The 13060-nt window shown below is 59.8% G+C and carries 16 protein-coding genes; 9 read left to right on the top strand and 7 right to left on the bottom strand.

What is annotated here, in order from left to right; all coding sequences use genetic code 11:
* Positions 1 to 4: 4 nt before the first annotated feature.
* From VF285_RS06040 to VF285_RS06030, 3 genes are all read right to left on the bottom strand, one after another.
* Entirely contained in the window at positions 5 to 1234 is a 1230-nt protein-coding gene (locus tag VF285_RS06040) for a DUF3422 domain-containing protein (protein WP_346951722.1), read from the bottom strand.
* A 156-nt stretch (positions 1235 to 1390) separates the two neighbouring features.
* Positions 1391 to 1615, bottom strand: coding sequence for a hypothetical protein (locus tag VF285_RS06035; RefSeq protein WP_346951721.1), 225 nt, complete (start codon positions 1613 to 1615; stop codon positions 1391 to 1393).
* 145 nt (positions 1616 to 1760) lie between these two features.
* The gene (locus tag VF285_RS06030) at positions 1761 to 2315 is read right to left on the bottom strand and encodes a DUF488 domain-containing protein (RefSeq protein WP_346951720.1); all 555 of its coding nucleotides are present in this window, start codon (positions 2313 to 2315) and stop codon (positions 1761 to 1763) included.
* A gap of 188 nt (positions 2316 to 2503) precedes the next feature.
* On the opposite strand from VF285_RS06030, the gene VF285_RS06025 reads away from it, so the two are divergent.
* From VF285_RS06025 to VF285_RS06000, 6 genes are read left to right on the top strand one after another with little or no spacing between them, the layout of a single operon-like run.
* A complete protein-coding gene (locus VF285_RS06025) occupies positions 2504 to 3316 on the top strand; it encodes an NAD(P)-dependent oxidoreductase (protein WP_346951719.1) in 813 nt (270 codons plus the stop codon).
* Between the two features lie 56 nt (positions 3317 to 3372).
* Positions 3373 to 4086 (top strand): amino acid ABC transporter permease, encoded by a 714-nt coding sequence (locus VF285_RS06020; protein ID WP_346951718.1) that lies wholly within the window; start codon positions 3373 to 3375, stop codon positions 4084 to 4086.
* 9 nt (positions 4087 to 4095) lie between these two features.
* Complete coding sequence (locus VF285_RS06015) at positions 4096 to 4746, top strand: amino acid ABC transporter permease (protein ID WP_346951717.1); 651 nt, start codon at positions 4096 to 4098, stop codon at positions 4744 to 4746.
* Entirely contained in the window at positions 4730 to 5458 is a 729-nt protein-coding gene (locus VF285_RS06010; RefSeq protein WP_346951716.1) for an amino acid ABC transporter ATP-binding protein, read from the top strand. Before VF285_RS06015 ends, VF285_RS06010 begins: the two co-directional genes overlap by 17 nt.
* A gap of 50 nt (positions 5459 to 5508) precedes the next feature.
* Entirely contained in the window at positions 5509 to 6309 is an 801-nt protein-coding gene (locus VF285_RS06005) for a transporter substrate-binding domain-containing protein (RefSeq protein WP_346951715.1), read from the top strand.
* Between the two features lie 8 nt (positions 6310 to 6317).
* On the top strand, positions 6318 to 7055 hold the full coding sequence (locus tag VF285_RS06000) for a FadR/GntR family transcriptional regulator (protein ID WP_346951714.1): 738 nt from the start codon (positions 6318 to 6320) through the stop codon (positions 7053 to 7055).
* A 12-nt stretch (positions 7056 to 7067) separates the two neighbouring features.
* Here the strand turns inward: VF285_RS06000 and VF285_RS05995 are convergent, their stop codons facing one another.
* Together VF285_RS05995 and VF285_RS05990 are read right to left on the bottom strand one after the other, a co-directional pair.
* A complete protein-coding gene (locus tag VF285_RS05995) occupies positions 7068 to 7829 on the bottom strand; it encodes an ABC transporter permease (protein ID WP_346951713.1) in 762 nt (253 codons plus the stop codon).
* Complete coding sequence (locus VF285_RS05990; protein ID WP_346951712.1) at positions 7826 to 8773, bottom strand: ABC transporter ATP-binding protein; 948 nt, start codon at positions 8771 to 8773, stop codon at positions 7826 to 7828. The genes VF285_RS05995 and VF285_RS05990 overlap by 4 nt, the downstream gene beginning before the upstream one ends.
* Positions 8774 to 8788: 15 nt before the next feature.
* On the opposite strand from VF285_RS05990, the gene VF285_RS05985 reads away from it, so the two are divergent.
* The 3 genes from VF285_RS05985 to VF285_RS05975 all read left to right on the top strand — a co-directional run bounded on the left by VF285_RS05985 (position 8789) and on the right by VF285_RS05975 (position 11487).
* Positions 8789 to 10174, top strand: coding sequence for an ATP-binding protein (locus VF285_RS05985; protein ID WP_346951711.1), 1386 nt, complete (start codon positions 8789 to 8791; stop codon positions 10172 to 10174).
* Between the two features lie 6 nt (positions 10175 to 10180).
* Positions 10181 to 10879, top strand: a complete 699-nt coding sequence (locus tag VF285_RS05980; RefSeq protein ID WP_346951710.1) for a response regulator — start codon at positions 10181 to 10183, stop codon at positions 10877 to 10879.
* 98 nt (positions 10880 to 10977) lie between these two features.
* Entirely contained in the window at positions 10978 to 11487 is a 510-nt protein-coding gene (locus VF285_RS05975; protein WP_346951709.1) for a Spy/CpxP family protein refolding chaperone, read from the top strand.
* 74 nt (positions 11488 to 11561) lie between these two features.
* Here the strand turns inward: VF285_RS05975 and VF285_RS05970 are convergent, their stop codons facing one another.
* Positions 11562 to 12101 carry a C40 family peptidase gene (locus tag VF285_RS05970; RefSeq protein ID WP_346951708.1) on the bottom strand — a complete coding sequence of 180 codons (540 nt, stop codon included), beginning with the start codon at positions 12099 to 12101 and terminating at the stop codon, positions 11562 to 11564.
* A 16-nt stretch (positions 12102 to 12117) separates the two neighbouring features.
* Positions 12118 to 12906 (bottom strand): YggS family pyridoxal phosphate-dependent enzyme, encoded by a 789-nt coding sequence (locus VF285_RS05965; protein WP_346951707.1) that lies wholly within the window; start codon positions 12904 to 12906, stop codon positions 12118 to 12120.
* Positions 12907 to 13060: the final 154 nt, after the last annotated feature.

Here is a 13060-nt window from a genome sequence, read left to right as displayed (position 1 = left end):
TGGGTCAGTGGCGGCGAGTATTGTGAATCTGGTGCAAGATGGCGCCAATCATGATCAGTGCAATGGGGGCTCCCGCCAGCAAGGCGGTGCGCGGCGTGATCGATGTGCCCAGAGTCACCAGGCTTTCGTAGAGTAGCTTGAACAGGTTGAACAGGTAGTAGCTAATGGCAATGATAGAGAGACCTTCTACCGCCTTCTGGATCTTGATCTGCGTGTCGGCGCGTGTGCTCAGACTGTGCAGAATTTGACTGTTCTGCGCTTCCATTTCGACCTGGATGCGGGCCTGCAGCAGATTGCCAAGCTGCGCGACGGCGTCGCCGATTCGAGCCAGCCGTTGGTCTGTCGAAGCGCAGTATCTCACGGTAGGCCGAAACCGCTGCGCTATGAAAGTGCCCAGCTGCTGGCAATCGCCAGTCCGGCTTTCATGCAGGTCGTCGATGCGTTCGAACACGAGCTGAGAGTAGGCCTCGGTGGCGCTGAAGCGCAGTCGGGTGCGTGCCCGGGTCTGTGTCACGCGTGCCGATAGCTGGGTAATGCGCTCGAGCAATGCCTTGGCATCGTGGCTGTCGGTCGTGGCGTTGGCGTCCGATAGTTCCACCAGTTCATTTTCGTAGTGTCGCAGTTCTCCTGACAGCGCGCGCGCCACGGGGAGTGTCAGCGAGGCCACCAGGCGGTAGGTTTCGATTTCCAGCAGGCGCCGCACCACGCGACCCAGGCGGCGGCTGTCGAACTGACGGTTGAGCACCAGGATGTGGTTGAGTCCGTTCCCGTTCAGGCGCAGGTCGCTCCACACAGTGGCTTTGCCGTCGTCCAGATTCGAGCCCACAGGGTCGTGAAATCCGTAGGTATCGATGTTGCCGCTCCAGGTGTCTTCAGATTCGACCTGAATCTGGTCGGCGTTGATCAGCAGCGTGCTGTAGGTTTCGGCGATTTCAGCCAGCACGGGAGGTAGGGCGGGCCAGGGCACCGGTTGAGCGCCCGGCATGACCAGAGTGAGGGTCAGGAATTCAGTGTGGCGTTCCCATTTGAGGCGGGCGCTACCGACGGGAAACTCGCCTTGAGGCTCGCCGGGGTCCGCCAAGGCAATGTGCCGCTTGCAGAGCGTGCGAATGATGGCCCCGGCAGCATCGTGCTCGTCGAGAAACGCCAGATGGAATACCTGAGCTGGAGCGTCGAAATAGGTCGAAGGGCGGGCGTGCAGTTCGTTATGGAGCGCGTTGCGTTGCAGGTGCATGCGAGGCTCATGGGACCGGAGTGGAGCGAAGTGCCCAGTGTATCGGATGTGAAAAGCAAACGCCGCAGACTTTTGTCTACGGCGTTTGGTATGAAATTCGAACCTGAGAGCGGTATCGGTGGCTTGCGCCGGTCCTTGCCCATCAGGTTGACTACCTTACTTCTTGGTAGTTGTGTGCTTCTTGGCAGCCTTGTGATGCTTGGCCATCTTGTGTGTTTTCGCCTTGACGTGGTGTTTGGTGGCCTGCTTTGCCGTATGGTGCATGGCAGCGGCAGGTGCGGTGGCGGGCGCTTCGGCCGCGTAGGTCGGCGTGAAGGCGGCGAGGCTCAGGGCAATTGCCGAGCAAGCAGACAAAAGAGCAATGCGGGAACGTGTCATCATGACATGGACTCCATAGGATGTCCGGGCGCCCCTTGCGTCCGGGCTGGTGGAAAAGAACCACCTCGCGCTATGACGCTCATGCCTGTGAAAGGTTCACTGGAGTCTGCCGTTTTTTTCGGGATATGTGTAAGGGTTTGAAACTCTGTCATTTAGCCGGTAGTTGCGGGGCTTGCGGCGGATAGACCACCGTCAGATCGTCGCGGATGCGCGCACCGGGGGTCAGGTGCGCGAGATCGACATGATGAGCCGCCATGATGTGAAAAACGGGGATGTCCCGCGCCAGAAAGTAGTCTGTCACGATACGACGGTGGCAGCGCCACCAGACGGCCTCTGAGCACATGATCGCGGTCGGCTGCCTCTGGCTTGTGGTGATCAGTTCTCCCAGCCCTTGTCCGAAGGATTCCGTGAGCGCGTAGTCGGCGTAGTGATGGAAGCTCTCGTTTTCCCAGAAGCCGTTGATCTCTGGTCCGATGGTTTTGGATTTTCCGCGCAGACCACCCAGCGATTCCATGTGACGATACGCAATCTGAAACGGCTCCAGCGACTCCGGCAGGGTGTCCCGGTTGAATTGAGGGTTGGTCCTGGATCTGGGGACCGTACGGATGTCGACCAGGAGTGCAATCTTGCTTTCTTGCAACAGGGCCACGAAGGAGGGCAGATCGTGGGTCGAGTGGCCAATGGTATAGAGAGGAAACGTCATGTAGTGCTCCACATGCCAAACGCGGATCGGGTGCTGCCCAATCGGGTGGCATCCCTGCCTTATTAGACATCTTTGACAAGACAACCCTGCATCGGCCGTGAGTGATGTGCTTCACTAGGGTTATCACGGATTTCAGGTTATACGATGACATATCACAATGAATTCCGTGATTTCCGCAGGAGAGTGAAGTGGCAGATGGCAAGTGTGAACGGCTTCTATTGACAGGGGCTGCAGGGGGGTTGGGGCGCATGCTGCGCGAGACGCTCAAACCCATGGCGCGCATCTTGCGCTTGTCCGACATCCAGGGACTGGGTGAGGCGCAGGACGGTGAAGAAGTCGTCCCCTGTGATCTCTCCGATCGTCAGGCAGTCAGCGAACTCGTGCGGGGTTGCGATGCCATCGTCCACATGGGCGGGGTATCGGTCGAACGCCCATTCGAAGAAATCCTCGAGGCCAATATCAAGGGCATTTTCAACGTTTATGAGGCTGCGCGCGAGCACGGCGCGCGGCGCGTCATCTTTGCCAGTTCCAACCACGCCATAGGGTTCTATAAGCAGACGGATCACCTGGATGCCAGCATGCCGACTAGGCCTGACGGCTACTATGGCCTGTCCAAGGTCTACGGTGAGGCCATGGCCAGCTTCTACCATGACCGCTATGGCATCGAGACACTCTCCATCCGCATTGGCTCATGCTTCCCGGAGCCTAAAGATCGCCGCATGATGCATATCTGGCTCAGTGCGCGTGACCTGACCGAGCTCATCCGGCGCGGTCTCTTCACACCGAATATCGGCCATACCATCGTCTTTGGCATGTCGAACAACAAAGAGGTCTGGTGGGACAACCGCATGGCGGCGCATCTGGGGTTTCAGCCACAAGATACGTCCGAGATCTACCGCGACAAGATCGAGCAGCAGCCCATGCCGGCCGCCGATGCGCCCGTGGCTACCTATCAGGGCGGCGTCTTCACCGCACAAGGCCCTTTCGCACCCGCCAAATAGGCATCGCTAAAGTACGACGTCTTACCTAATGTAATTCAAATCGCCAGGAACCTCCGGTGAACTACACCTTCAACTTCGCGGGTTTGCTGCCTTACTGGAACATGTTCCTTGCGGGTACCGTAACGACGCTGGAGCTGACCCTCGCCTCTACGGTGTTTGGTCTCATTCTCGGCGTGTTGTGTGCCATTGGGCGTCGTGGCCAGGTGCACTGGCTCTCGACGGTATGTGGCGCCTACATAGAGACGGTCCGCAATACACCGTTTCTGGTGCAGATATTTATCTTCTATTTCGGGCTCTCCAGCCTGGGCTACACCATGTCGGCCAATCTGGCCGCCGTGATTGCCATGGTGATCAACGTAGGCGCCTATTCTGCCGAAATCATTCGGGCCGGCATGGACGCGGTCCCCCCGGGGCAGATCGAGGCCGCCGAATGCCTTGGTCTGTCGCGGCCCCGCATTTACTGGCATGTGGTCATGTTGCCGGCCTTCGAAAAGGTCTATCCATCGATCACGAGCCAGTTCGTCCTGATGATGCTGATGTCCTCCATTACGTCGCAGATTTCGGCTGAGGAACTCACGGGCATTGCCAGCAACGTGCAATCCATCACTTTCCTGTCACTGGAGACCTACATCGTGGTGGCGGGCCTCTACCTGGTTCTGGCGGTGCTTCTCAAGGGCTTGTTTGCGGTTGCAGGCCTGGCGCTTTTTCGTCGGCGCTGGGTCGTGGCGCATGCCGCACGTGTTACCCGGTTGCAACGCAAGGCGGCCTAAGGAAGCGCTATGGATCATTTCACCTGGATTCAATTTCTCTATCTCCTCAAAGGCTTGGGCTGGACTCTGGTGTTGTCTGCCCTGTCTTTCGTGCTGGGGTCGCTGGCGGGCTTTGCCGTCATGCTGGCGCGGGTCTCCAGCTTTGCGCTCGTGCGTGCCGTGGTGGCGCTTTACATCCAGGCGATTCAAGGCATTCCGCTCCTGGTGTTGCTGTTCGTGGTCTATTTCGGCGTGGGCATCTTTGGAATCAACGTGCCTCCGCTTCTGGCGGCTGGAGTGGCGCTCATGGTGTACGTGAGTGCGTTCCTGGGTGAAATCTGGCGTGGCAGCGTGCAATCCGTCGAGAAGACGCAATGGGAAGCGGCAGAGTGCCTGGGGCTTTCACGTTGGCAGTCGCTGCTTCTGGTAGTGATTCCGCAGGCGGTACGGCTGTCGCTTCCGGCCACGGTGGGGTTTCTGGTGCAGGTCATCAAGTCCACGTCGCTGGCGTCTGTGGTGGGGTTTGTGGAACTCACTCGGGCGGGCCAGATCATCAATAACTCGCTCTTTCAACCCTTCCTGGTTTTCGCGTTGGTGGGTGGGTTTTATTTTTTGCTGTGCTATCCGCTTTCACGGTGGAGCCGGTCCATGGAAAGGAAGCTGAATGTCAGTCGTCGTTAGTCTGCAGAATGTCCACAAGAGCTTTGGACAGAATCAGGTTCTCAAAGGGGTGTCCTTCGACATCGAACGTGGGCAGGTCGTGGCCATTATTGGCCAGAGCGGCTCGGGCAAGAGTACTGCGCTGCGCTGCATCGACCACCTCGAGGTGATCGACGACGGCAGCATCGAGGTCTGTGGACACCATCTTGGCGGCCCCAAGGTCGCGCTGGAACAATTGCGTAAAGACGTAGGTATTGTCTTCCAGAGCTACAACCTGTTCCCGCACCTGACGGTGGGACGCAACATCATGCTGGCGCTGCGCCATGTGCGAAAGCTGTCGCGCAAGGCTTGCGAAGAACGTGCACGTCAGGTGCTCGAGACCGTGGGGCTGCTCGAAAAATACGACAGCTATCCCGAGCAGCTCTCGGGGGGACAGCAACAACGTGTGGCGATTGCCCGATCACTGGCCATGGAGCCGCAGGTCATGCTGTTTGATGAGGTGACCTCGGCATTGGACCCCAAGCTGACGGGTGAAGTGCTCAAGGTGATCGAGAAGCTGGCCGAAGGCGGCATGACCATGGTGTTGGTCACGCACGAGATGGCCTTTGCGCGGCGCGTGGCCGACTTGATCGTCTTCATGCACGAGGGCCAGGTCTGGGAAAGGGGCGGGCCAGATATCCTGGTCGAGCCCAAGACGAAAGAATTGCAGGATTTCATAGGCAACGGCCTGTAGAAAAAAGAGAGGGCTTGCGAGCGCTCTGGGACAACCGTAAGGAGATGAAGATGATGTTCAAGAAGAAAACACTGGTGGTGTTGGCCGGTTTGAGCCTGATGGCCTTCGGTGCGACGGCTGTGCAGGCCGCAGATCTGGATCAGATCAAGAAAGATGGGGTGATTCGCGTGGCGATTGCCATGGGGGTGCCAATGTTCAGCTATGCCAATGCCCAGATGAAGCCCGAGGGCTCGGACGTCAGCACGGCCGAGCTGCTGGCCAAGGATCTTGGCGTAAAGCTGCAATTCGTACCCATCACCAATGCGGCCCGTATCCCTACCATTCAGACCGACAAGGCTGATATCTGCGTCTGCAACCTGTCCATCACGCCCGAGCGTGCCAAGGTCGTGGATTTCTCCGTGCCATACGCTTCCTTGCAGATCATCGTGGCGGCTCCAAAAGAGCTGAAGATCAAGGACTACAAAGATCTTAAAGGCGTCAAGATTGGCGTGACGCGAGCCACCGTCAACGACACGGACATCACTAAAAATGCTTCAGACGCGAACATCCGCCGCTACGAAGATGATGCGACGCTTGTGACGGCAGCCGCCTCGAAGCAGGTGCAGGCCATCTCGTCGCAATGGCCCAACGTGGCAGAGGTCAACAAGAAGCTCAAGAGCGACCCTTACGAGACGAAGTTCGTGCAGCATGAGTTCATGCTGGGGATCGTCATGCCCAAGAACACGCCCAAGCTCAAGGCATGGGTTGACAACTGGGTTCATGCCAACCTCAAGAACGGCGAGCTCAACACCGTATACAAGAAATATCACGGAAGTGATCTGAGCTCTCAGGTTCTGGCCAACGGTTCCTGAGCGGCCTCATGCTGGCGATTCCGAATCGGCGGGCGCGCAACCTGACGCAAAGTGTCGTAGACGCGCTCTCTGATCGGATTCGTCAAGGTGAGTTTCATGCGGGCGAGAAACTGCCGACTGAATCGGCCCTGATGGTCCAGTTCGAGGTCAGCCGAACGGTGGTACGCGAGGCGGTCTCGCACCTGCAGGCAGCTGGCCTGGTGGAGACGCGGCGCGGGATCGGCACCTTCCTGCTCGAGGCCAGTCGCGAGCAGCAGGTGCGTATCCAGACGCACCACGTGCTGACTGTGCTCGACGTGATGGCCATATTAGAACTCCGGATCAGTCTCGAGACTGAGGTAGCGGGCCTGGCTGCTGTGCGCCGTACTGAAGCCCAATTGCAGGGCTTGCGTGAAACGCTGGATGGCTTTGCACAGGGTTTGCGCCTGTCACATCGTTATGATGCCGACGCGGTGGCCTCCGATAGGGCTTTCCATCTGCAGTTGGCAATGGCGACGGGCAATCGGTATTTTCACGATATTCTCGCGCAGTTGGGGCGATCCATGATCCCACGCGCTCGCGTGGATTCAGCCACCCTGGCTGAGGTCAACCGGGCGGGTTATCTGAGCCGTGTTCATCTTGAGCACGAAGATATTTTTGCGGCCGTGCGGCGCCGGGACCCGGATGGTGCCCGGGCAGCCATGCGGATTCATCTGGCGAACAGCCGCGAGCGTCTTCGCAAGGTACAAGACTCGCCTGCTGCCTGAGCGACTTCAAGGTCAGGGCCGCAGTCGGTAGCCGGTCCGAAAGATCATGGCGACGATAGCCAGGCAGATGACCAGAAACAAGGTGGTCATGCCCAGGCTCAACCAGACACCGACGTCGGCCAGCCCGTAGAAGCTCCAGCGAAACCCGCTGATGAGGTACACGACCGGATTGAAGAGCGTCACCTTTTGCCAGAAGGGTGGCAACATGTCGATGGAATAGAAGCTGCCACCCAGAAACGTCAACGGAGTGACGATGAGCAGCGGCACGAATTGCAGCTTCTCGAAGTTGTCGGCCCAGATCCCGATGATGAATCCCAACAGGCTGAAGGTGAAGGCGGTGAGCACCATGAAGCCCAGCATGGCGACCGGATGGTCGATGCGCAGCGGCACGAAGAGCGCGGCCGTCGCCAGGATGATGAGCCCCAGAGCGATCGATTTGCTCGCGGCGGCACCCACGTAGCCTAACAAGATTTCCAGGTAAGACACAGGTGCCGACAGGACTTCGTAGATGGTGTGCGTGAACTTCGGGAAATAAATGCCAAAGGCCGCGTTGGAAATGCTGTGCGTCAGGAGCGACAGCATGATGAGTCCCGGTACGATGAACGCTCCGTAGCTCACCTGGCCGATGCTCTGGATGCGCGATCCGATGGCAGTGCCGAAGACGACGAAGTACAGGGATGTGGAGATCACGGGAGCAATGATGCTTTGCATCAGGGTGCGTCCGGTGCGGGCCATCTCGTAGCGATAGATGGCGCCAATCGCACGCAGGTTCATGCGGCCTCCTGAGTCAGTGTCACGAAAATTTCCTCCAGACTGCTTTGCTCTGTTTCGAGATCTTCGATGCAGGCGCCTGCCGCCTGCAGGTCGGCGATCAACGCGGGAATACTCGCACCTGCCTGAGCGGACGCGTAGCGGTAGTGCAGGGCCTGCCCCTCGTGGGCCAGTTCCAGCGCCCAGTGCTTCAAACTGGCGGGGATTTCGGTCAAGCCCTCGCGCAGATGGATGATGAGCTGCTTTTGACCCAGGCGCTGCATGAGTTGCTCTTTTTCTTCCACCAGCAACAGCTTGCCATGATTGATGATGCCGACACGGTCGGCCATCTCTTCGGCTTCTTCGATGTAGTGGGTCGTCAGGATGATGGTGACGCCAGTGGCTCTCAGGGAACGGACCAGACTCCACATGTCTTTGCGCAGGGTCACGTCCACGCCGGCCGTCGGTTCGTCCAGGAACAGCACCGGGGGCTCGTGAGACAGCGCTTTGGCGATCATGACACGTCGCTTCATGCCACCTGAAAGCGCGTACAGCTTGCTGTCGCGCTTGTCCCACAGCGAGAGGGCGCGCAGAATGCGTTCCAGGCAGGCGGGGTCGGGGGCTTTGCCGAACAGTCCTCGTGTGAAGCTCACTGTGTTCCAGACCGTCTCGAAGGCGTCGCTGGTGAGCTCTTGGGGAACCAGCCCGATCCTTGCACGTGCGGCGCGGTAGTCGCGTACGATATCGTGTCCGTCCACCTGCACGGTGCCGGGGCCGGGGTTGACCAGGCCGCACAGGATGCTGATGAGTGTGGTCTTGCCTGCGCCGTTGGGGCCCAGCAGCGCGAAGATCTCGCCACGCCGGATGTCCAGATCGATGTGGTCCAACGCGTGGAGGCCGCTGGCGTAGGTCTTGCTCAGGCCGGTGACCGATATGACGATGTCGTCAGAGGTGGAGCGTGTTTTCATAGTCGGGAAGAATACGTGCGAACCAGCATTACATTCAAGTTGTTTCTGGCGCTGCTCGCGACCTGTATCGTCGTCGCCCTGGCCATGGGGGGGGCCGTTCGCTACAGCTTTGACAGTGGGTTCGACGATTACATCCAGGAACGTGAACATCAACGCCTCGACGACCTGGCGCAGACGCTGGCAATCGAATACGCCGAGGCAGGCAGCTGGCGGTTTCTGCAGCGCGATCATCAGCGCTGGTGGCGGAGCCTGCGTTTGTCGCGCCGCGAGATGCCCGCCCCAGGGCCTGGATCGGCCCGCTTGCCGCCCTTTCGGGTCATGCTGGTGGACGTGGACATGCGGTGGCTGGCAGGCCCCAAATTGCATCCGGGGCCGGGGTGGCGACATTACCCCGTCAAAGTGGACGATCAAACGGTCGGGTTGCTGGTGAGCCCGCCTTTGGTGCCCATGGTGATCAACGACGAGATTGACCGCGAGTTTCAGGCCCGTCAGCTTCGGGCGACCTGGATCATTGTGGGGCTGTCGGTGCTGCTCGCAGCGCTCGTCAGTCTTTGGCTGGCCCGCATTTTGCTGGTGCCTGTGCGGCGCGTGGCACAGGCCACTCACAGGCTGGCCAGCGGCGATTACGGGACGCGGGTACAGGTGGGGACGCGCGATGAACTGGGGCGGTTGGCTCTGGACTTCAATCGTCTTGCGCATAGCCTGGCGCGCAACGAGCGTCTGCGGCGTGAATGGATGGCAGACGTCTCTCACGAATTGCGCACGCCACTGGCTGTGTTACGAGGTGAAATCGAGGCCCTGCAGGATGGCCTCAGGCCGCTGGATCAAAGTGCGCTGGCCTCTCTGGCACACGAGGTGGGGCAGCTCAGCCAACTGATCGACGATCTGTACGAACTGTCGCTCGCCGATGCCGGGGCGTTGAACTATCACATGCAGGCGGTGGATTTGTCGGAGGTTGTGGCTCGGGCGGTCGATGCAGTGCGCGAACGGTTTATGCGCCGAGGGCTTGAAATCGACGCCCAGCTCGAACCCGGGCTGATGATTCAGGGCGACGAGCGGCGCCTCTCTCAGCTGCTCGCCAACGTGCTGGAAAACAGCTTGCGGTATACCGATGCACCCGGACAGGTTCGCGTCAGGACCTGCCAAGTGGGTCCCGGCTTGATGCTCGAGGTGGCCGACAGTGCCCCGGGGGTAGCGCCCGATCAGCTGCCGCGGCTGTTCGAGCGACTCTATCGTGTCGAAGCGTCCCGCAGTCGCGAGCATGGTGGCGCCGGTCTGGGCCTGGCAATTTGTCGCCACATTGCTCAGGCGCATGGTGCGCAGATCCGAGCGTTGGCGTCTGACCTGGGCGGTGTGGCAATCAGGGTGGAATGGCCGGTCTATGCGCCGGACGAGGAGTAAAAGAAGATGCGAATTCTAGTCGTCGAGGATGAACCCAAGCTGGCGGGGGTTCTGCGTACGTATCTCGAGGCAGCGGGCTATGAGGTCGTCTGGGTCGCCAATGGGCTTGATGTGATGGCTTCGGTACACGAGGCCCCGCCTGATCTCGTGCTGCTCGACCTGATGCTGCCGGGGCGCGATGGCCTCGACGTCTGCCGCGATCTTCGGGCGCAGATGGCGATTCCCATCGTTATGGTCACGGCGCGCACCGAGGAGATCGACCGTCTGATTGGGCTGGAATTGGGCGCGGATGATTACATCTGCAAGCCCTATAGCCCGCGTGAGGTTGTGGCGCGAGTCAAGGCCGTCCTGAGGCGCACGCAGGCTCAGCCATTGGCCGCGCTCACGGGAGAAACAGATGGACTCGAGGTGGATGCGTCCGCCTACCGCGCGCGCCTTGATGGTGTCACGCTGGATCTGACGCCGGTGGAGTTCCGCCTGCTGGCACTGCTGGCCAGCCACCCGGGGCGGATCTTTTCCCGCGATCAGGTGCTCGATGGCCTGTACGATGATCATAGGGTGGTGACGGATCGTGCGGTGGATAGCCACATCAAGAATCTGCGTCGCAAGCTTGCGAGCGTACGTCCGGGCCGCGATCTCATCCGGTCCGTGTACGGAGTGGGGTACCGGTTGGATCTGTTGGCGGATGCTGACGAATCTCCATGATGTCTCCACAATCCGTCCACGCTTGCGCCGCAGTTGAACCGTAATCTGGTCACATTGCGGTTTCACCCTGAAGCCGCACCGACTCAAGGATGGACAACATGGCTTCTACCTTCACACGCACTTATTCCACGCTCGCGCTGGTGGCTGCAATCGCTGCTGCTCCGCTGGCCGCACAGGCTGCTACCCAGGGAGGCACCATGGCGGGTCAGGATGGCGGAGCCCAGCAGCATCAGAGGATGATGCATCATGGTCACCATGGGCACGACGGCTGGGGCAGCCCCATGCTGCGCAAACTGAACCTCACCCAAGCCCAGCAAGACCAGATCTTCAAGATTCGGCATGACCAGGCTCCGGCGTTTTACGATCAACACAAGGCCCTGAAGCTGGCGGCCAAGTCGTTGCGCGAGGTGACCACTGCCGATACCTTTGACCAGGCCAAGGCGCAGCAGGCAGCCAATGCCGTGGGCGCGGCCGAATCGCAGTTGGCACTATTGCGCGCCGAGACTCAGGCGCAGATTCGTGCGGTGCTCACACCCGAACAGCGCCAGAAACTGGCGCAACGCTGGGAAAAACATCACAAGGGCGCCAAAGAGTCCGCCAAGTCATAACGGTCCCTGACGCGAAGGCACAGCCTATGGCGAAGGCACGGGCTGTGCCTTCGCTTTGCAGGCAAGGCGTGTATTCAGCGCGCGAACAGCGTCCTGACGGACTCGAAGTGCCGCCGATAGTAAGCGTTGTTGAGGCTGTCCACCCGGACTTGACCTCCGGTCGAGGGCGCGTTGATGAACCGGTTCTGGCCCAGGTAGATCCCCATGTGGGAGTTGGGTTGGCCGGTGGTATTGAAGAAGACCAGGTCGCCGGGCTGCAACTGGTCACGAGGAATAGGCCGGCTGATCCGTGCAATTTGTGCCGTGTTGTGCGGCAGATCGGCCTCGGTGGCTTGCGCAAAGACGTATTTCACCAGCCCGCTGCAATCGAATCCCTGTCGGAAGTTCGAGCCCCCCCATTGATATCGGGTTTCAAGCAGGCTCAGGGCTGTCATGATGACGTTGGCGCGCTGGTCTGCGTCGATTTGAACCGGGCGCAGCGTGACCTTTGGTTTTGTAGTCGTGCGGGCTGCGTCGGGGTGGGGCGGGGCGCTGGCACAGGCCGCGAGCAGCACGCAGAGCGCACAGGCAATCAGAAGGTGAGGCAAGCTTTTGAGGGAGGAGGTCGCTTCCATGAATGCGTCGTCCGGATCAGGCCTTGCGGTCTTCGGGCCAATAGTAGCTGTCGGGTTTGTTGCGTGAACCAAAAATGGCCTGCCCCACGCGCACCGTGGTGGCGCCTTCTTCGATGGCCCATTCGAAATCTCCGGACATGCCCATCGAGAGTTCTGCAAATGCGGCACCTTGCGGTGCGTCTTGGCGCAGTTGGTCACGCAGCTCACGCAGGCGCACGAAACATGGCCTGACCTGTGCCTGGTCGGCTGAAAACAGTGCCAGCGTCATGAGGCCGCGCACTTTGAGCGCGCTGTAAGCCGGCAAGGCCTTGGCGAAGGCCAGGGCGTCAGCCGGTGCAAGACCGAATTTGCTTTCTTCGTGCGACGTATTGACCTGAACGAAGACGTCCAGGTTGCGGCCTTCTTCCTGCAGCCGACGATCGAGCGCTTCGGCCACCCTGAGGTTGTCGAGCGCCTGGAACTCGTGCGCAAAGCGCGCCACGAATTTTGCCTTGTTGGTTTGCAGATGACCGATGATTGCCCAGTGCAGGTCCGTGAGGTCGGTCATGGATTCCCATTTCCCGAACGCCTCTTGGACTTTGTTTTCGCCTAGGAGCCGGCAGCCGGAGTCGTACGCCATGCGGATGTGGGACTCGTCCACGGTTTTGCTGACAGGGAGCAGGCGCACCGAAGAAGGTGCACGCCCGCAGCGTGCGCAGGCCGCCTCGATACGATGATGGATGTCCGCAAGGTTGGACTGGATTTCCTCGGGTGTGGACGCCTTTTCATAAAGAGGGCGAGATAGGGCGGAAGACTCGGCGTTCATCGGATGGACAGGTCCTGCAAAGCAAATCTTTCTTAGGATACCCTCAACTGCCACATTTTGTGAATGGGGTTGCGCCTTTGGATTATGGCGACGAGGGCGCCGATTCTGGCGCGGGATGGGGAGGCACGTCGCGGAAAGGCTCTATGATGCGGGA

The sequence above is a fragment of the Castellaniella sp. genome (assembly GCF_036379515.1).
GTDB lineage: Bacteria > Pseudomonadota > Gammaproteobacteria > Burkholderiales > Burkholderiaceae_B > Castellaniella.
Note: the sequence above shows the minus strand (reverse complement) of the source record. Positions and strands in the feature narration are given on the sequence as shown.

Coding starts and splice junctions, on each gene's coding strand:
- VF285_RS06040 (WP_346951722.1), bottom strand. CDS start 1,234: ATGCACCTGCAACGCAACGCGCTCCATAACGAACTGCACGCCCGCCCT.
- VF285_RS06035 (WP_346951721.1), bottom strand. CDS start 1,615: ATGATGACACGTTCCCGCATTGCTCTTTTGTCTGCTTGCTCGGCAATT.
- VF285_RS06030 (WP_346951720.1), bottom strand. CDS start 2,315: ATGACGTTTCCTCTCTATACCATTGGCCACTCGACCCACGATCTGCCC.
- VF285_RS06015 (WP_346951717.1), top strand. CDS start 4,096: ATGGATCATTTCACCTGGATTCAATTTCTCTATCTCCTCAAAGGCTTG.
- VF285_RS06010 (WP_346951716.1), top strand. CDS start 4,730: ATGTCAGTCGTCGTTAGTCTGCAGAATGTCCACAAGAGCTTTGGACAG.
- VF285_RS06005 (WP_346951715.1), top strand. CDS start 5,509: ATGATGTTCAAGAAGAAAACACTGGTGGTGTTGGCCGGTTTGAGCCTG.
- VF285_RS06000 (WP_346951714.1), top strand. CDS start 6,318: ATGCTGGCGATTCCGAATCGGCGGGCGCGCAACCTGACGCAAAGTGTC.
- VF285_RS05995 (WP_346951713.1), bottom strand. CDS start 7,829: ATGAACCTGCGTGCGATTGGCGCCATCTATCGCTACGAGATGGCCCGC.
- VF285_RS05990 (WP_346951712.1), bottom strand. CDS start 8,773: ATGAAAACACGCTCCACCTCTGACGACATCGTCATATCGGTCACCGGC.
- VF285_RS05980 (WP_346951710.1), top strand. CDS start 10,181: ATGCGAATTCTAGTCGTCGAGGATGAACCCAAGCTGGCGGGGGTTCTG.
- VF285_RS05975 (WP_346951709.1), top strand. CDS start 10,978: ATGGCTTCTACCTTCACACGCACTTATTCCACGCTCGCGCTGGTGGCT.
- VF285_RS05970 (WP_346951708.1), bottom strand. CDS start 12,101: ATGGAAGCGACCTCCTCCCTCAAAAGCTTGCCTCACCTTCTGATTGCC.
- VF285_RS05965 (WP_346951707.1), bottom strand. CDS start 12,906: ATGAACGCCGAGTCTTCCGCCCTATCTCGCCCTCTTTATGAAAAGGCG.